The organism is Microvirga sp. VF16 (genome assembly GCF_016864375.1).
Classification (GTDB): Bacteria; Pseudomonadota; Alphaproteobacteria; order Rhizobiales; family Beijerinckiaceae; genus Microvirga.
The window spans coordinates 353957-373055 of sequence record NZ_CP069356.1 but is presented as its reverse complement, the minus strand read 5'-3'; the positions used below and the strand labels follow the sequence as shown (position 1 = coordinate 373055).

The following is a 19099-nucleotide window of genomic DNA, read 5'->3' as shown; positions in this document are numbered from 1 at the left end:
CGGCAGGTTTTATGCTCTGCCGTGTCCGACGGGCAGTATGCATCTCGAACGGCTTTGTCGCATCAAGCAAGTAAAGGCCGTTTTGGGTGTGCGCCGTGACAAGGCGGCGCACACCCGATGCAGACCTTCCGGCCCTCCGCTTCGGGCCATGGAGCTATCTTTCCGCCGACCTCGTCGGATCAATGAGCAGAGCCTCGACGATACAGACACCACCTGTGGGCTCGTACACGAGACGTGACGCGAAATCTGGTGGCGGTTGCTGCCGAATGCCGGAAATTTTCCTGGCAGGAGAAGCGCTGGCTTCAATAGATTGAGAGGCTTTTCCCTCGATCCTTGCTATCGAATGAAGGACCGTTCTCCTGGCCGACAGCGTGCTGGGGCGTCCTTAGGATTGACGGCCTCACCGCGCATGCAACGAGCTGACCGACTGATGGCGTATTTCTGCGAGAAGTTGAGGCACACTCGAAAATAAAGCTCAATTTTTGCAGCTACTTGGCGGACGGGCTGCGGCATCCTTTGGTAGCATCGACAGTAGCTGTGTGGCAAAATGGCCGATCAAGCTCGCTCTGGTCAGCTTACGCGGACGATGGGTGCGGAGGCATGGTAACGCAGCCGGTCCGCCAGCGGCCCCAGACTTGAGGGTGGAGTGCGGCACATGAATCTGAGCTTTCGGTTCGGCACTGAAGGGGAGAGCAACGTCCAAGTCCTGGGCCAGGACGATGAACGTGTTCTCGGTCGGGGCTGGCGCCTCGACCCCAACGGCCAGCGGCAGGCTGTGCTGGTCGTGCTACCCACCACCGAGCACCCGACGCCCTCGAGCCTTGATCGCCTCGCCCACGAATACGAGTTGAAGGATGAACTGGACAATGCATGGGCCGCACGGCCGCTGGAGCTTGTGCGCGAAGGCGGCCGCACCATGCTGGTGCTCGAGGATCCGGGCGGTGAGCCACTCGACCGGTTACTCGGTGCGCCCATGGAGTTGGGACGCTTCGTGCGCGTCGCCATCGGCATCGCCATAGCTCTGGGCAAGCTCCATCAGCGCGGCCTCGTCCACATGGACCTCAAGCCGGGCAATATCCTGGTGACCGGCGCGGACGGCCAGATGCGGCTCACCGGGTTCGGCCTCGCCTCGCGCCTGCCGCGCCAACGGCCGGCGCCCGAGCCGCCTGAAACTATTGCCGGCACCCTCGCCTACATGGCGCCCGAGCAGACCGGACGGATGAACCGGTCGATCGACGCCCGCAGCGACCTCTACGCCCTCGGCATCATCTTCTATCAGATGCTCACCGGCGTTCTGCCGTTTGCGGCATCCGATCCGATGGGATGGGTGCACTGCCATATCGCAAGACAACCGATGTCGCCCGCCGAGCGGCTGAAGGGCATCCCCGAGCCTCTGTCCGCCATCGTGATGAAGCTGCTCGCCAAGACCGCCGAGGAGCGCTACCAGACCGCCGCCGGCCTCGCGCACGACCTGCGGCGCTGCCTAGCCGCATGGACCACGCAGAGCCGCATCGAGGCCTTCCCGCTGGGGACGCAAGACCTGCCGGACCGGCTGCTTATCCCGGAGAAATTGTACGGGCGCGAGCGCGAGATTGAGATCCTGCTCGCCGCCTTCGATCACGTCGTCCAGGGTGGCGTCCCAGAGCTGGTGCTGGTGTCCGGCTATTCCGGCATCGGCAAGTCCTCCGTGGTCCACGAGCTGCACAAAGTGCTGGTGCCTTCGCGCGGGCTGTTTGCATCGGGCAAGTTCGACCAGCACAAGCGCGACATCCCCTATGCGACACTCGCGCAGGCGTTTCAGAGCCTGATCCGGGGCCTTCTGGCGAAGAGCGAGACCGAACTGGCCGGCTGGCGCGACGCTCTTCGCGAGGCGCTGGGCTCGAACGGCCAGCTCATGGTCGACGTCGTCCCCGAGCTGAGGCTCATCATCGGTCAGCAGCCTCCGGTCCCGCCGCTTGAACCACAGCAAGCGCACGGCCGCTTCCAGCTGGTGTTCCGACGCTTCATCGGCGTCTTCGCCCGATCGGAACATCCACTGGTACTCTTCCTTGACGACCTGCAGTGGCTCGACGCGGCGACGCTCGATCTGTTGGAGGATCTGTTGATCCGCTCGGATCTGCGGCACCTCATGCTGATCGGTGCCTATCGCGACAACGAAGTCACTGCTGACCATCCGTTGATGCGAAAATTGGACGCCATCAAGAGCGCCGGCGGGACGGTAGCAGCGATCACAGTGGCGCGGCTCGCCCGAGAGCATCTCGGGCAGTTGATGGCGGACGCTCTCCGCTGCGCGCCGGAGCGCGCCGCGCCGCTGGCGCGACTGGTACACGAGAAGACGGGTGGCAATCCGTTCTTCGCCATTCAGTTCCTGTCTTCGCTTGCCGAAGAGGGAATGCTCACCTTCGATCATGATGCGACGCGTTGGTGCTGGGATCTCAATCGCATTCATGCCAAGAGATACAGTGACAACGTCGTGGATCTGATGGTCGGCAAGCTCACCCGCTTACCGGCCGAAACGCTGAAGGCGCTGCAGCAGCTGGCGTGTCTTGGAAACATCACCGAGCTCACGACACTTTCGATTGTTTTCGAGACTTCGGAGGAGCAGATCCATGTGGCTCTGTGGCCGGCCGTTCGTCAAGAATTGGTCGAGCGCCTAACGGGCACCTACCGGTTTGTCCACGATCGCATACAAGAGGCCGCCTATTCGCTGATCCCGGAGGAGCTGCGTGGCGAGGCGCACCTTCGAATCGGGAGACTGCTTGCGACGCACATACCTCCTGAGAAGCGGGAGGAGGCGATCTTCGACATTGTCAACCAATTCAACCGCGGGGCGGCCTTGGTCACCTCGCGCGATGAGTGCGAGCAACTGGCCGAGCTGAACCTGCTTGCAGGCCAACGCGCCAAGGATTCGACCGCCCATGCCGCGGCGCTGACCTATTTCACCGCCGGTGCGGCGCTCTTGCCGGAGGACACTTGGGCGCGCCGGCCCGAACTCGTCTTCGCGCTGGCCTTGCACCGGGCCGAGTGCGAGTTCCTGACCGGCGCGCTGACGGAGGCGGAGGCGCGGTTTGCTGAACTTGCAGACCGCGCCACCAGCCTCCCCGATCTGGCCGCCATTACGCGGCTGCAGGTGGAGCTGTTCACGACCCTCGGCCGGAGCGACAGCGCCGTCGAGGTAACCCTCGACTACCTGCGCCGCGTCGGTATCGCTTGGTCGGCGCATCCGACAAAGGAGGAGGTCAGGCAGGAATACGCGCGGATGTGGCGGCAGCTCGGGGACCGCCCGATCGAGGCGCTGCTCGACTTGCCGCGGATGGCCGATCCGGCCGCGTGCGGGACGATGAACATCCTCACCGCGGTGGTGCCGGCGGCTAGGCACACCGACGAGAACCTGCGCCCGCTCGTCATCGGCCGCATGGCGAACCTCAGCCTGGAGCACGGCAACAGCGACGCGTCGTGCCATGCCTACGCCATGCTTGGCACCGTGCTGGGGCCGGAATTCGGCGATTACAAGGCAGGGTTCCGCTTCGGCCAGCTTGGCCTCAATCTGGTGGAGCAGCGCGGGCTGCGGCGCTTCGAAGCCCGCGTCTCCGTGTCCTTCGGCGCCGTCATCAATCCATGGACGAGGCACGTCCAGACCGGCCGGCAATGGGTGCGGCGGGCCTTCGATACGGCCAACAGGCTCGGCGACCTCACCTTTGCCGCCTATAGCCGCAACAACCTGATCACCAACCTCCTCGCCGCCGGCGATCCGCTCGCCGAGGTGCAGCGCGAGGCTGAGGCCGGGCTCGATTTCGCGCGCCAGGCGCGGTTCGGTCTTGTCATCGTCTTCATCACCACACAGCTCCAGTTGATCCGGACTCTCCGTGGTCTGACCCCGGCGTTCGGCCGCTTCGACGACGCCGGGTTCGACGAGGGCCGGTTCGAGCGGCACCTGGAGGCGGACCCGGGCCTGTCGATCGCCGCCTGCTGGTACTGGATCCGCAATCTGCAGGCGCGCTTCTTCGCGAGGGCCTACGCGTCCGGCCTCGAGGCGGCATCAAAGGCACAACGGCTGCTCTGGACGATGCCGGCCCATCTCGAGTGGGCGGAGTTCCATTTCTACGCTGCGCTGGTGCGGGCTGCCCTCTGCGACGCGGCCCGCGCCGCGGAGCGTAGCCGCCATCTCGAGGCCTTGACCACCCACCACCGCCAGCTCCAGGAGTGGACGGAGAACTGCCCGGAGAACTTCGCGAACCGCGCCGCGCTGATCGGCGCCGAGATCGCCCGTCTCGAAGGCCGCGAGCTCGAGGCCGAGCGGCTGTATGAGCAGGCAATCCGCTCGGCCCGAGGCAACGGCTTCGTTCACAACGAGGCGATCGCCTATGAGCGCGCTTCCGCCTTCTACCGGGCGCGCGGGTTCGACGAGTTCGCCGAGACCTATCTGCGCAAGGCCCGCGCCTGCTATGCCCGCTGGGGAGCCGATGGCAAGGTGCGGCAACTCGATCAGCTCTATCCGCACCTGCGGGAGGACGAGCCAGCACCCGGCCCGACAAGGACAATCGGAGCGCCGGTCGAACATCTCGACCTTGCGACCGTGATCAAGGTGTCGCAAGCCATCTCGGGCGAGATCGTTCTCGAAAAGCTGATCGACACGGTCCTGCGCACGGCCATTGAGCAGGCGGGGGCCGCGCGCGGCCTGTTGATCCTGGCGCGTGGGACCGAGCTGCGGATCGCAGCAGAGGCCACGACCCGCGGCGACACGGTCGTTGTGCAACTATGCGACGAGACTGTGACTGCGACCATACTGCCAGAGTCGGTCCTGCACTACGTCTTGCGCACCCGGGAGAGCGTGATCCTCGACGATGCGCTGGCCGAGAGCCCGTTTGCCGCCGATCCGTACATCCGTCAGTGCAAGGCCCGGTCCATTCTCTGCCTGCCATTGCTCAACCAGGCCAAACTCATTGGCATGCTCTACCTTGAAAACAACCTGGCTCCCCGGGTCTTCGTGCCGGCGCGGATCGCGGTGCTGAAGCTGCTCGCCTCGCAGGCTGCCATCTCACTGGAGAATACCGTCCTATACCGCGATCTCGCCGAACGCGAAGCGAGGATCCGACGCCTGGTCGAGGCCAACATCATCGGAATCTTCATCTTTGGTCTCGACGGCCGGATCCTCGAGGCCAATGACGCCTTTCTCCGCATCGTGGGCTACGATCGTGAGGATCTCGCAACGGGCCGCTTGCGCTGGACCAACCTGACCCCACCGGAATGGCTCGACCGCGATGCACGACAATGGGTGCCAGAGCTGGAGAGGACCGGGATCTTGCCCCCGTTTGAGAAGGAGTACTTCCGCAAGGACGGCAGCCGCGTGCCCGTGCTCATCGGCGTGGCACTTTTCAAAGAAGGTGGAGACCAAGGTGTTACTTTCGTGCTCGACTTGACTGAGCGCAAGCGGGGCGAGGAGGAACTGCGGCGCAGCGAGGCCTATTTAGCGGAAGCGGAGGCGCTGAGCAAAAGCGGCAGTTGGGCATGGAACCCCGCCACGAAGGCGATCATCTACTGGTCGCAAGAACGCTACCGTTTGTTTGGCTTCGATCCGGAAGCAGGTATCCCATCCTTCGAGGCGCTTCTCCAGCGGATTCATCCGGAGGATCGGGCCAGATGGCTCGGAAACGCGGAAAGAGCAGTTCGCATCCGGGGCGATTCCGAGACCGATTTCCGGATCGTTCTTCCGGACGGCGAGACTAAGCATCTTCACGGAGTAGGCCATCCCGTTTTCAGCGAGACCGGCGAGCTGCTTGAAGTTATCGGAGCGGCTATGGACGTTACCGAGCGCAAGCGGGCCGAAGAGGTGCTGCAGAAGGCGCAGGCCGAGCTTGCACATGTCACGCGTGTGACGACGATGAGCGCGCTGACGTCCTCGATCGCGCACGAGGTCAACCAGCCGCTGGCCGCCATCGTCACCAATGCCAACGCAGCCCTGCGCTGGCTCGCGCACCAGCCGCCCAATCTCGACGAAGCGCGGGAGACGGCGGGGCGCATCGTCCAGGATGGGCACCGGGCCGGCGCGGTGATCGGGCGAGTGCGCGCGCTCCTCAGGAAGACGGCCACCGTCAAGGAGCGGCTGGACCTGAACGACCTGATCCAGGATACGGTCGCCCTCGTCCAGGGGGAGGTGCACCGCCATCGAATCCTGCTACGAACCGAGCTGTCGCTCAACCTCCCGCCCGTGGCAGGCGACAGGGTGCAGTTGCAGCAGGTGATTCTGAACCTAGTGCTAAACGGCCTCGAGGCGATGAAGGAGGGGGCGGAGCGGCCGCGCGAGCTGCTGATCCGGTCCCGGCTGGATGAAACCGGGGCCGTGCTGGTCGCCGTGCACGACACCGGCGTCGGGTTGGATCCGCAGCATGTAGAGCGGGTGTTCGAGGCGTTTTATACGACCAAGCCGGAGGGGATGGGCATGGGCTTGGCGATCTGCCGCTCGATCATCGAGGCGCATGGCGGCCAGCTGTGGGCATCTGCAAACGAGCCGCGGGGGGCCGTGTTTCAGTTCACCCTATCTGCAGAACAGGACGAGACCGCTCCTGGTAAGACCCTCAGGAATGGTTGAACTGACAGTGCTGACGGGACCGCCGTGCCTTAAAAGCGGTCAAATCAATGGCTTGGCACCGACCGATCAAATGGAAATCGGTACTCTCCAGAAGCGGTGGACGCTCTCAAAAGTCCGCAACCCTGCCCCATGCAGAGGCGCTTAGGCGCTCAGGCCTGTAGGGGTGTGGATCAACAATCGGTGGTTTGCCCGTAATCAGATCCGCAATGAGGTGGCCAGCCCCTGGTCCAATGCCGAAGCCATGACCGCTGAAGCCGGCGGCCAGAATGAAGCCCGGAATACGCTCAACCTCGCCGATGGCAGGAACGCCATCAGGTGTGCTGTCGATATATCCGGCCCATATGTCGGATACGGGCATTTGCGGCTTTGTTGCATTAACTTGGAAAGGGCACCATGAATCCAGTCGAATGGGCCACTCAGGCCGCGAGACCAAAGAGCTGGTTGACCAGACGGATTTCGCCTATCGCGCCGAGCTGTTGCTGGATGCAGTGACCGCGGCGGATCATGCGCATGACTTCAAAACCTTTGATTGTTGCAGAGGCAGTTTTCATCCTCTGGAAGCCGCGCGTCGGCCGGATTACACGCTTAAGTGCGCCGTGATCCGCCTCAATGATGTTGTTCAAGTATTTCGAGGTCCGATGCACGACCTTTTTGGGCAGCAGCCCTTCGTTCTGCAGGCGCCCGATCGCTTTCGGGTACGATGCCAGTTTGTCGGTCGTGATCGATGCAGGAGGATAGTCGCTCATCATCTTGATGGCTTTGCGCAAGAAACGATAAGCTGCTCGAGTGTTGCGGCGATCCGACAGCATGAAATCGATTGTAGTAGTCGGTATTTGATCTGACAACTGGCGTCTGGAGATTGGTCGGGTTCCCCTGTCTGATGGCTTCATGCGGCGATCATTTTCTCCTTCGCTAACGGGATTGCATCGAGGAAGGTCTGCATTGGCGTCTTGCCAAAACACCACCGGCCCTGGTGCGGCCGCTCCTCATTATAACTCCTCACCCAGGCATCGAGATCGCTCTGCAATTCGGCAATTGAGCCATAGATCTTCTTGCGGAACGTCACACGATAGAACTCGTCCAGCACCGTCTTGTGAAAGCGCTCAACGATGCCGTTCGTCTGTGGGCTCTTGGTCTTGGTTCTGGAATGGTCCACGTCCTCGACTGCCAGATAGAGCTCGTACTCATGGTGTTCGGGATTGCCGCAGTACTCGGTGCCGCGGTCGGTGAGCACCCGACACAGCTTCACCTCATGGGCGTCGAAGAATGGCAGGACACGGTCGTTGAGCAGGTCGGCGGCGGTAAGCGGGATCTTGCGATCATACAGTTTGGTGAAGGCGACCTTGGTGTAGGTGTCAAGGAAGGTCTGCTGGTAGATCCGCCCGACCCCTTTCATGGTGCCGACGGTCCCACGGTCTTCTGCGGGGATCGGGCCGTGGCCGGCTGTCCTTACTGCGCCAAGCACCGCTCCTTGGCCTATATCAAGGCATGAGTTTGGATCGAGCAAGGCATCACTGAGCCTTGGAAGAGACTGCTGGCAGATTGAAGGCAACACTCTTCTCCTCGGAATTCACAGCTACTGGTGCGTGTATTTGACTCATCCCCGAATGAGAACATACTAGGAACATCATCAACAAGATATTTGCGTTTGGCACGGATTCCATGGACCCCGGGCGACAGGACAGGCTTGCCGATTTACGGCTCCAGATTGCCCGGCACGAAGGCGGGTCTCGCAGGTCCAAGCCCCTGCCTTTCGGTGTCCACGACCTCGACGGTCACCTGCCGGGCGGCGGCCTTGCCCGGGGCGCGCTGCACGAAATGATCGAGGCGGGGATCGCCTCCGAGTTCGCCGGTTGCACGACCTTGTTCACGGCTGGGATCGCGGCCCGCCTCAAAGGCCCCGTCCTCTGGTGCCTGACCCGTCGGGACCTGTTCGCGCCAGGACTCCTGCGCGCGGGGCTGCATCCAGATCGCGTGATCTACGCTGAAGCCGAGCGCGAGCACGAGGTCCTGCCGCTGATCGAGGAAGGACTGCACGTGAAAGGCCTCGCGGCCGTCATTGGCGAGGTTGCGCGCCTCGGCCTGACCGCCTCGCGTCGCCTGCAACTGGCGGCTGAAGCGACAGGGGTGACGGCCCTGGTGATCAGGCGCTGGTGGACGGTGGCCGAGAAGGACTTGGTCCATCTTCCGACCGCCGCAATGACCCGTTGGCGCATCGCCCGTGCCCCGTCCGAACTCATGCCGGCACCCGGTCTCGGGCGGGATCGCTGGCACGTCGAACTCCTGCGCTGCCGTGGCGCCCAACCCCGTACCTGGATTCTGGAGACCTGCGATGCGAAGGGTCGTCTCGCTCTACCTGCCGACCTGGCCGACCGATCGGGTCAGACGGCGGACCGGCGAGCCGCCGCGTCATGAACCGCTTGTGACCGTGCATACGATCGGATCGCGCCGCGTGATACGCGCGGCCTGTGCGGCTGCGCAGGAGGTGGGGCTGTACGTGGGCATGCCTGTCGCACAGGCGCAGGCGCTCGTTCCCAACCTGCATGTCGTCGACGCTGTACCCGAGGATGATGAGGTCTCGCTACGGGAGCTGGCGCGGTGGGCCATCGCCTATTCGCCCGTGGTGGCGCCCGATCCCCCCGACGGCCTGTGGATCGACATCGCCGGGGTCGCCCATCTGTTCGGCAGCGAGGAAGAGTTGCTCGCGGATCTGACCGGCCGCCTGACGCGGCAGGGTATCGCCGCCAGAGCCGCCGTCGCCGATGCCCCGGGTGCCGCCTGGGCGGTGGCACGCTACGGAATTGGCGGCGTGGTACCGACAGGTCGGACCGTTGACGCCGTTGCGACCTTGCCGATCGGGGCGCTACGGATTGCCGCCGACAAACTCACCGCCCTGCATCGGCTCGGCATCGAGCGGGTCGGACAGCTTGCTGCCATGCCACGGGCGCCTCTGGTCCGGCGGTTCGGCCGGGACGTGGCGCTGCGTCTCGATCAGGCCCTGGGCCACACCTTCGAGGTGATCACGCCACTGATCCCAAAGGAAACGCCGACGGCGTCCTGCGCCTTCGCGGAGCCCATCGGTCGGCTCGAAGACCTGAAAGCGATCCTGCTGCGCCTCTCCAAGGATCTATGTCGGCAACTGGAGCGCCGCGGCGAAGGGGTACGCCGGCTCGATCTCCTGTGTCAGCGCGTCGACCAGAAGAGCGCCTGCCTGCGCGTCGGGACCGCGCGAGCCAACCGGGATGCCGCCCATCTCGCGAAACTCTTCAATGAGCGTCTGCAAACCATCGATCCCGGGTTCGGCATTGAGGAGATCGTCCTCGTCGCGAGCAAGGTCGAGCCGTTGACGGAAACGCAACGCCAGGTTCGGGGGCTCGACGGCGACGATGCCGGTGACGCGGATCTCGGCCAGCTCGTCGACCGGCTCGGTGCCCGCATCGGCATGAGACGGGTCTACCGCCTCGCGCCCGTCCAGAGTCTCGTCCCCGAACGCATGGCGCGCAGGATTCCGGCACTGGCGCCACCGACCGGTGCCGTCTGGCCGCAGAACCTGCCGCGGCCCACGCGCCTTCTCGATCCACCCGAGTCCGTCGTGGCCACCGCCCTGCTCCCGGATCATCCACCGGCCTTCTTCGTCTGGCGCAAAATCCGGCACAGGGTCACCCAGGCCGATGGGCCGGAACGCATCACGCCGGAATGGTGGAACGGCGACAAGGGCTCGGCCGCACGCGACTATTACCGCGTCGAGACCGAGCAAGGCGGGCGCTTCTGGATCTTCCGCGACGCACCCGCCGCCGAGGGCGGGCGCTGGTGGATGCATGGCTTCTTCCCATGATGGACGATCATCCCTTCCATGTACGCAGAACTCCAGGTCACGACGCATTTCTCCTTCCTGCGCGGCGCCTCGAGCCCGCGCGAACTGTTCGAGCAGGCCAAACTCCTCGGCATCACGGCACTCGGTATCACCGACCGCAATTCGCTGGCTGGGATCGTGCGCGCTTATGAGGCAGCGCGCGACACGGGCGTCCGTCTCATCGTCGGCTGCCGGCTCGATCTCACCGACGGCACGTCGCTCCTCGTCTACCCGACCGATCGGGCAGCCTATTCCCGCCTGTGCCGGCTGCTGAGCATCGGCAAGAGCCGCGGCGGCAAGGGCAAGTGCCATCTGGTATGGGACGATGTCGTCACGTGGAATGAGGGTCTGCTCGCGATCCTGCTGGGCGATGATGCGAACGAGGAACTCGTTCGAAACCTCGCCCGCCTGAAAGGAACCTTTGGCAACCGTGCCTACATGGCGCTGATCCGGCGCTTTGCGCCTAACGAGCATCTCCGGCTCTACTATGTCGAGCAGGCAGCACAGGCCGCGCGTGTCCCGACCATCGCCATGGGAGATGTGCTCTACCATCATCCCGACCGGCGCCGCTTGCAGGACGTCGTCTCGTGCATCCGCGAGGGCTGCACCATCGACGAGGCCGGCTATCGACTCGAGCGCCATACCGACCGCCATTTTAAGGATCCGGTCGAGATGGAGCGCCTGTTCGAGCGCCATCCCGAAGCGTTCCGTCGCGTGCGCGAGATCCTCGAGCGCTGCACCTTCTCGCTCGATGAGCTGCGCTATCAGTACCCGAGCGAGACGGAGCCGGGCGAGACCGCGCAGGAGAAGCTGGAACGCCTCACCTGGGAGGGCGCGCAAAAGCGCTATCCGGAGGGCATTCCCGATGTCGTCGCGCTCACCTGCCGGCACGAGCTGCACCTGATCGAGGAGCTCGGATATGCACCTTACTTCCTGACGGTCCACGCCATCGCCTCGTTCGCCAGGTCGCGCGGCATCCTGTGCCAGGGCCGCGGCTCGGCGGCAAATTCCGCGGTGTGCTTCGTGCTCGGCATCACCTCGATCAATCCGACCGAGCACGACCTCCTGTTCGAGCGCTTCGTCTCCCAGGAGCGGCGCGAGCCGCCGGACATTGACGTCGACTTCGAGCACGAGCGGCGCGAGGAGGTGATCCAGTGGATCTACGACACCTACGGCCGGCATCGGGCGGCGCTCACCGCCGTCGTCACCTGCTACCGTGCCCGGGGCGCCGTGCGCGAGGTCGGCAAGGCGCTCGGCGTTCCCGAGGATGTGACGGCCGGTCTCTCCAAACTCGTCTGGGGCTGGGGCAATGAGGGCGTGTCCGACAAGGAAGCGCGGGAGCTCAACCTCAATCTCGACGATCCGCGCCTGCGCCTGACCTTGGAGCTGGCCGCCGAACTCATCGGCGCGCCGCGCCATCTCTCGCAGCACCCGGGCGGCTTCGTGCTGACCGAGGCGCGCCTCGACGACCTCGTCCCGATCGAACCGGCCGCGATGGAGAACCGTCAGGTCATCGAATGGGACAAGAACGACATCGACACCCTGAAGTTCATGAAGGTCGACGTCCTGGGCCTCGGCATGCTCGGCTGCATGCGGCGCGCCTTCGATCTCCTGCGCGAGCACAAGGGCGAGGACGTCGACATCGCCACGATCCCGGGTGAGGATCCGGCCACCTACGCCATGATCCGCAAGGCCGACACGGTCGGCACCTTCCAGATCGAAAGCCGTGCCCAGATGGCGATGCTGCCGCGTCTGAAGCCGAGAACGTTCTACGACATCGTGATCCAGGTCGCGATCGTCCGGCCCGGCCCGATCCAGGGCGACATGGTGCATCCGTATCTCCGTCGCCGCGAGAGGCAGGAGGCCCCGGACTATCCTCGACCAGAGCTCAGGCGCGTGCTGGAGAAGACCCTCGGCGTGCCCCTTTTCCAGGAACAGGCCATGCGGGTGGCGATCGAGTGTGCCGGCTTCACGCCGTCCGAGGCCGATCAGCTCAGGCGGGCGATGGCGACATTCAAGCTGACGGCCGGCGTCTCCAAGTTCCGCGACAAGCTGATCCAGGGCATGACCACCCGAGGCTATGACGCCGAATTCGCCGAGCGCACCTTCAAGCAGCTCGAAGGTTTCGGCTCGTACGGCTTTCCCGAGAGCCATGCCGCGAGCTTCGCCAAGATTGCCTATGCCTCCTCCTGGGTGAAGTGCCACCATCCCGATGTGTTCTGCTGCGCGATCCTCAACTCCCAGCCGATGGGGTTCTATGCGCCGGCCCAACTGGTGCGGGACGCCCAGGTCCATGGCGTGAAGGTTCTGCCCGTCGACATCAATCACTCGCGCTGGGACTGCACGCTGGAAACCACGGCGGACCCACGGCGCTTCGCTGTCCGTCTCGGGTTTCGGATGGTGCACGGTCTTGCCAATGCCGAGGCCAGCCTGATCCCGATCGTCCGCACCGAGCAACCGTTCTCGACCATTGAGGATCTTCGGCGCCGGGCCGGAATTTCGGTCGCCGCCCTCACACGCCTGGCGGAGGCCGATGCCTACGGCTCCCTCGGCGTCAAGCGCCGCGACGCGCTCTGGACCATCGAGGGGATGTCGGATGAGGTGATGCCGCTGTTTGCCGCCGCCGACGAACGCGGGCGCACGATCCAGCCGGAGGTCATCGAACCCGACGTCGAACTCGTTCCGATGACCGAGGGCCGTGAAGTCGTCGACGACTATCGCTCGAAAGGACTGACGCTGCGCCGGCATCCCGTGGCATTCCTCAGACAGGAGCTGACCGAGCGCCGGATCAGGTCCTGCGAGGACCTGCACCATGCCCGGGATGGGCAGAGGATCACGGTGGCGGGGGGCATCCTCGTGCGGCAGAAGCCGGGCTCGGCCAAGGGCGTGACCTTCATGACCATCGAGGACGAGACTGACGTCGCCAATATGGTGATCTGGTCGACGGTGTTCGAGAAGCAACGGCGGCTGATCCTGTCGGCACGCTTGATCGCTTGCCGGGGCCGGCTCCAGCGCGAAGGCGGCGTCACTCATCTGATCGCCGAACACTTCATCGACCTGTCCGACCTCCTGCGCTCGGTCGCGGATCGTGACGGTGACCTTCGCCTGCGCAGCGGACGTGGGGACGAGGCAAGGACCGGCACACGCGATTGGGTTCGCGGCGGTTCCGATGACGCCATTCAACGGCCGGAGACGAAGGCTGAGTTCGACGAGGCCGTCATCAAGATCCCCGCACGAAACTTTCGCTGATGAGAGCCAGCCGGGCGATCCCCCCTCTCCGGCGCGACGAGCTGTGCCGTTGCGAACAAAACGGGAAACGGGATCTATAGTGGACCCAAAGGAATGATTCGACTGTGTCCGCTAACCCCGCCTACCTTGACCACCTTAACCCGCGGCAGCGTCAAGCGGTCGAGCACGGCGTCATCGCCGGAGGTGCATCATCGTCAACGCCCTTGCTGGTCATTGCCGGGGCAGGATCGGGCAAGACCAACACCCTGGCCCACCGCGTGGCCCACCTCATCGCCAACGGCGCCGATCCGTGCCGCATCCTCCTGTTGACCTTCTCGCGCCGGGCCGCGGCCGAGATGGCGCGTCGGGTCGAGCGGATCGCCAAACGGGTCATGGGCCATAGCGCAGGCGTGATGACCGACGCTCTCACCTGGGCCGGCACATTCCACGGCATTGGCGCCCGGCTCCTGCGCGACTACGCGCCGGAGATCGGTCTCGACCCCGCCTTCTCGATCCATGACCGCGAGGACTCGGCCGACCTGATGAACCTCGTCCGGCACGAACTCAGGTTCTCCACCACCCAGAGCCGCTTTCCCGCGAAGGCAACCTGTCTGGCGATCTATTCCCGCTGCGTGAATGCCGAGACGGCCCTCGAGGGGGTGCTACGCACTTCATATCCATGGTGCGCCGGATGGGCCGCCGAGCTGCGGCAGTTGTTCGCTGCCTATGTCGAGGCCAAGCAGCGCCAGAACGTCCTCGATTACGACGACCTCCTGCTCTACTGGGCCCAGATGGTGGCCGAGCCTTCGATCGCAGCCGAACTCGGCGGGCGCTTCGACCATGTCCTCGTCGACGAGTACCAGGACACGAACCGGCTCCAGTCCTCGATCCTGCTGGCCCTCAAGCCGGGCGGCCAGGGCCTGACGGTGGTCGGGGACGATGCCCAGTCGATTTATTCCTTCCGGGCAGCCACGGTCCGCAACATCCTGGATTTCCCCGGCCAGTTCAGCCCGCCGGCCGCGATCGTCACCCTCGACCGCAACTACCGTTCAAGCCAGCCGATCCTGGCCGCGGCCAATGCGGTGATCGAGCTCGCCTCCGAGCGCTTCACCAAGAATCTCTGGACCGACCGCACGTCCGCTGAGCGGCCGCAACTGGTGGCCGTGCGCGACGAGGCCGGCCAGGCCCGCTACGTGGTCGAGCGTGTGCTGGCGAGCCGCGAGAACGGCGTGAGCCTAAAGCAGCAGGCGGTGCTGTTTCGGACCTCGCATCACTCCGGCCCCTTGGAGGTGGAGCTGACCCGCCGCAACATCCCCTTCGTGAAGTTCGGCGGCCTCAAGTTCCTCGATGCGTCTCACGTCAAGGATCTGCTCGCCCTGCTGCGGTTCGTGCAGAACCCGCGTGATCGCGTCGCCGGCTTCCGGCTGATGCAGCTACTGCCCGGCGTCGGCCCAACCTCGGCCCGGCGCGTGCTTGATCGCATGCATGACGCCGCCGATCCGATCGGAGCCCTGATGGAGGCACCGGCCCCGCCCCGGGCTGGAGATGAGTGGCGCTCCTTCGTCGACACGATCACGCAGCTTCGCGCCGGCACGGCAGGGTGGCCGGCCGAAATTGAAGGAGCGCGGACCTGGTACGAGCCGCACCTCGAGCGCATGCACGAGGATGCCGCCACCCGCAAGGCCGACCTGATCCAGTTGGTGCAGATCGCGGCCGGTTACCCGTCCCGCGAGCGCTTCCTCACCGAACTCACGCTTGATCCGCCGGATGCCACCAGTGATCAGGCCGGCGTGCCTCTGCGCGACGAGGACTACCTGATCCTGTCGACCATTCATTCCGCCAAAGGGCAAAAGTGGAAATCGGTGTTCGTTCTCAACGTGGTCGACGGCTGTATTCCGTCCGACCTCGGCACTGGGACGACGGCGGAGATCGAGGAGGAGCGGCGGCTGCTCTACGTCGCCATGACCCGAGCCAAGGACCACCTGCACCTCATCGTGCCGCAGCGCTTCTTCACGCATCAGCAATCCGCCACCGGCGATCGTCATGTCTACGCCGCTCGCTCCCGTTTCATCCCCAGCGCACTCCTGAAGCTGTTCGAGCGGATGTCGTGGCCCATGGCGATAGCGGAGCCGACTTCCGCAGCCACCGCAACGAGAGAGGTTCGGGTCGACATCGGCGCGAAGATGCGGGGCATGTGGCGGCAGTAAAGGGAAGTTGCATGGCACAATCAACGGCGATGCGGCATACGTGTGCATTCAAGGTGTTGTCTGCGCACCGATCACTTTGACGCTCCCATCCGGTCAACAGGCCAATTCCTCATCTATTGAAAGGTCCGGTATTCCTACCGTGAGCTGACGTTCGGTGTACTTCCGCCTCGTGCCAGAACGAGGCATTCCAGACACACAGACGAACAGGCCCTCTCCGGTCCGACTTTGAAGCCCATCATCGTTGTGCCCTGACGCCGGTGGATGACGGAAACATTTTGCCTGTGACCCCGCTCACAGATCCTGCATGGAGCGCATCGTAAACTCCTCACTTGTCGAAGAGGAGTCCTCCCATGAAGTCTGGTATTACAACATTCACCCAAGTTGCCGTCGCGCTCTCCGCCTGTCTGGTTTTCGTTGCCACACACGACGGAGCCATAGCACGTGACCGCGGCTACGATGGCAGCGGCTTCGTCGTGCGCGATCATCGCATGCCACCCGTGGTCCGTGATCATCGTGCGCCTGTGATCGTCCGAGATCATCGGGCAGAACCCGTGATCAGAGACCATCGCAGTAATCCAATCGTGCGGGATCACCGAGTGCCAAGAGGGCCGCAGGGTGGAGTGAGCGTCACATCCTCTGGGGGCCGGCGTGGTGGATTGTCCTGCATTCGCTCGGTGTTCGGCGGGCCTTGCTTCGGTCTGTGATGTGAAGCGGGGGCGAACGCGGATTTTCCGCCGCCCCCGCTCTGAATGCCACCGCTTGATTTGACGAGCAGGTCGAGCGGTGTCGCGAAATGGACTTCTGAAATGAGGGCCAATCGAGTCAATCGCTCCGTCAGCCACGTGTCTCAGACGCAGGATAGTCCGGAGTGGGTCAAAGAGTAACCAACGGCAAACGATTGGAAGGTCCGCTACGTCGTTATGACCGTAACACCGCGCTTCTTCCGAGAAGTGCCCGGAGCCGACCTAGACCCTGACTCGCCGCCCCCCGAATTGCAGGACGGCGATGCTGGCCAGGATCTAGCAAGACAACCAAGAAGATTTATCGTATCGCCGACCAGAAGGACGCCAATCGCCGACGCCACGACCAATCATTCACTAACATTGATCCCGGACCACCTCGTGGGGCCGGCCAGCGACGCCTGACCTCTGCACGGTCAGGTCGGGAGGTCGCTCGCCAAGTCGGGAAGGACCAAAGGAAACCCTTTCCTCTGAGCCGCTTCACCACAGGAATGACTGCGATCGCTTTCGCACAAGCCATGTGTGGCCCCGGTCACGGAAGGACGGGCTGTTTCGAGCGATCCTGGTGACATCGCAGGAGGTCACCATGACACGATCCTCAAAACGCCAGGCCAGACGCTGGATCATCCAAGAGCTGACTCGCTGCATGGAGCAGCGCAGCCAACCTCTCCCCTCATCCAAGCCGATTGGGGAGTGATCATGTTGTACGCGCGGGCCCAGGAAACCTCCGACATCATGGACAGCCAGATCAGGGCCAGGGCGAAGGCTCTCTGCGTCGACGATGGCTTCGATCCGGACCTGAGTGTGACGCACGCGTACGGCGACGACTTCACCGCCGAGGAGTGGGATTCCTGGTGGACATCCAACCCGGAAGTCCCCTTCCAAGAGGTGGTCAGCCCGATGTGGCGGCTGTACCGCGCCCACGCGTTCATGGAGCTGTCGCAACTCCAGAAGGTGCTTGAGACCAGCGCCAACGTCGTCTTCTTCAGGCGAAGGAACGTTTAGCGCATCGTGCGGACCCGGAGGGCCACGCCAGTGAAAAGTGGATCCGGTTTTCGCTGACGCGGACCTCCGGTTCCGCATCAACGATGCGCCGCTTAAGGGATTGAGCATCGGACCCAAAAGTGGGTCCACTTTTGGGTCCGATGCTCTAGCGTGGGGAAACACCCGACGTCGTGCTGACAGTCCCCACCCGCGAATTGCCGGAACGGCCGTTACTTGGCTGCGGTCGCGGTAGGTGCGATCCGATCCCCGAACCAGACCCAGGCCTTGCCCTCCGCTCCCTCACCCTTGACGTAGACGTAACCTGTTTGCTGCCAGGGCAGAACGGCATCCCTCTTGTTGTCCAGGATGAGATCGCCGAGATCCGTGCGCACCCTCAACACGGCATGCCCGGCGCCCAGTTCATCGATGACGACAGTCATGCGCATCGCCCGTTGCGGCAGTCCCCGTTCAACCAGGAGCTTGCGCTTGAGCAGTTGCATGTCCTCGCAGTCTCCAAGCCCGTCGTCCGGATAATCCCAGCGATCCACCACACCCCAGTGATCCTGGTCCGGCACCGCCGCTATCGTTCGGTTGACGTGCTTGTTGACCTCCTGAAGAGAGGACCAGGTGCCGTCGGTCAGCGGGATGGTGTCCGGCTCGGAGGAATCGATCGAGCACTCCCGTGGATGCTGATCGCAGAACTGCATCCAAGCCAAGGTCGGTCCGGCTTCTCCGGAAGAGCGAAGATCCTCGCTGACGATTGGCGGCGCCACAGGAGCGGGTTCGGGCGTCCCGGCGAGGACAGGGTGGGCGCCCCAGAGACACAGAACAGCGGCTGCCTGGCTGGCCCGCCTCAGGACACGATAGACACACGTCTCCTCTTGGGCGCGACGCCGCCTCGATGCATTCCGGTGCATATCTTGCTCGCTTGGCTTATTGCTTGGGCATTGGTCCACGCCCAGTAGACCTGCACAGTGACTAGGCAGGAACCACTTGAATGCCCTTTCTTGGTTCGCCAACCGCTGATAATGTGTGCTTTTGCCTATTGGTTAGGCAACACATTTGCTTTCTGAGACGTCATGTCGTTCGAGGCAAGACTAGCGCCTGAAAATCAGGCTCTCGCCGAGTGGTCTGGCAGTAAGCCTCACCGGACGGCATACCCGAAAAACCGGTCTCATTTTGCGCTGCACAAATTTGTCGCGGCGCCCTGAGCTACACTTCCGGACCATATGCGATACTCTCGCTTCCTGACGGCCCTCGCTATGGAGAGAAAGGACCATATGGTCCAGACATCGTGCCCAAAGTGTTCATGTGACGCGGCATCAGTCCTGAGCGTTGCCACGAAAGACGGGTACTTCACCGCCTCTGTACAGTGCCACGTCTGCGGGTTCGAGAAGAGCACGGATCAGGGTTTCCAGGACGAACGGACCGCCCGCGAGGCCGCTACCCAATCCTGGGTGGATGGAACGGAACCCATCGCTTCAAGCCAACAAGGGTG

At 63.8% G+C, this 19099-nt stretch carries 8 protein-coding genes and 2 pseudogenes; 6 read left to right on the top strand and 4 right to left on the bottom strand.

The window, feature by feature from the left end; translation table 11 throughout:
- The first annotated feature begins 655 nt into the window (after positions 1-655).
- Entirely contained in the window at positions 656-6589 is a 5934-nt protein-coding gene (locus tag JO965_RS34025) for an AAA family ATPase (protein WP_203446413.1), read from the top strand.
- A 106-nt stretch (positions 6590-6695) separates the two neighbouring features.
- On the opposite strand, the pseudogene JO965_RS34020 reads toward JO965_RS34025, so the two are convergent.
- From JO965_RS34020 to JO965_RS34010, 3 genes and pseudogenes are all read right to left on the bottom strand, one after another.
- Positions 6696-6941 (bottom strand): annotated as a pseudogene (locus tag JO965_RS34020) (NAD(P)/FAD-dependent oxidoreductase); the annotation flags it as partial.
- Between the two features lie 64 nt (positions 6942-7005).
- A complete protein-coding gene (locus JO965_RS34015) occupies positions 7006-7479 on the bottom strand; it encodes a DDE-type integrase/transposase/recombinase (RefSeq protein ID WP_203446412.1) in 474 nt (157 codons plus the stop codon).
- A pseudogene (locus JO965_RS34010) lies at positions 7476-8048 on the bottom strand (integrase core domain-containing protein); the annotation flags it as partial. The pseudogene JO965_RS34010 and the gene JO965_RS34015, both read right to left, overlap by 4 nt.
- Positions 8049-8251: 203 nt before the next feature.
- Here JO965_RS34010 and JO965_RS34005 point away from each other — a divergent pair.
- The 5 genes from JO965_RS34005 (at position 8252) to JO965_RS33985 (ending at position 17622) form a co-directional block, all read left to right on the top strand.
- The gene (locus JO965_RS34005; protein WP_203446411.1) at positions 8252-9004 is read left to right on the top strand and encodes an ImuA family protein; all 753 of its coding nucleotides are present in this window, start codon (positions 8252-8254) and stop codon (positions 9002-9004) included.
- Complete coding sequence (locus JO965_RS34000) at positions 8922-10424, top strand: DNA polymerase Y family protein (protein WP_203446410.1); 1503 nt, start codon at positions 8922-8924, stop codon at positions 10422-10424. The genes JO965_RS34005 and JO965_RS34000 overlap by 83 nt, the downstream gene beginning before the upstream one ends.
- Positions 10425-10442: 18 nt before the next feature.
- On the top strand, positions 10443-13691 hold the full coding sequence (locus tag JO965_RS33995; RefSeq protein ID WP_203446409.1) for an error-prone DNA polymerase: 3249 nt from the start codon (positions 10443-10445) through the stop codon (positions 13689-13691).
- 104 nt (positions 13692-13795) lie between these two features.
- Positions 13796-15877, top strand: a complete 2082-nt coding sequence (locus JO965_RS33990) for an ATP-dependent helicase (RefSeq protein WP_203446408.1) — start codon at positions 13796-13798, stop codon at positions 15875-15877.
- A gap of 1439 nt (positions 15878-17316) precedes the next feature.
- The gene (locus tag JO965_RS33985) at positions 17317-17622 is read left to right on the top strand and encodes a hypothetical protein (RefSeq protein WP_203440775.1); all 306 of its coding nucleotides are present in this window, start codon (positions 17317-17319) and stop codon (positions 17620-17622) included.
- A 209-nt stretch (positions 17623-17831) separates the two neighbouring features.
- Here the strand turns inward: JO965_RS33985 and JO965_RS33980 are convergent, their stop codons facing one another.
- The gene (locus JO965_RS33980; RefSeq protein ID WP_203440774.1) at positions 17832-18518 is read right to left on the bottom strand and encodes a transglutaminase-like cysteine peptidase; all 687 of its coding nucleotides are present in this window, start codon (positions 18516-18518) and stop codon (positions 17832-17834) included.
- Positions 18519-19099: the final 581 nt, after the last annotated feature.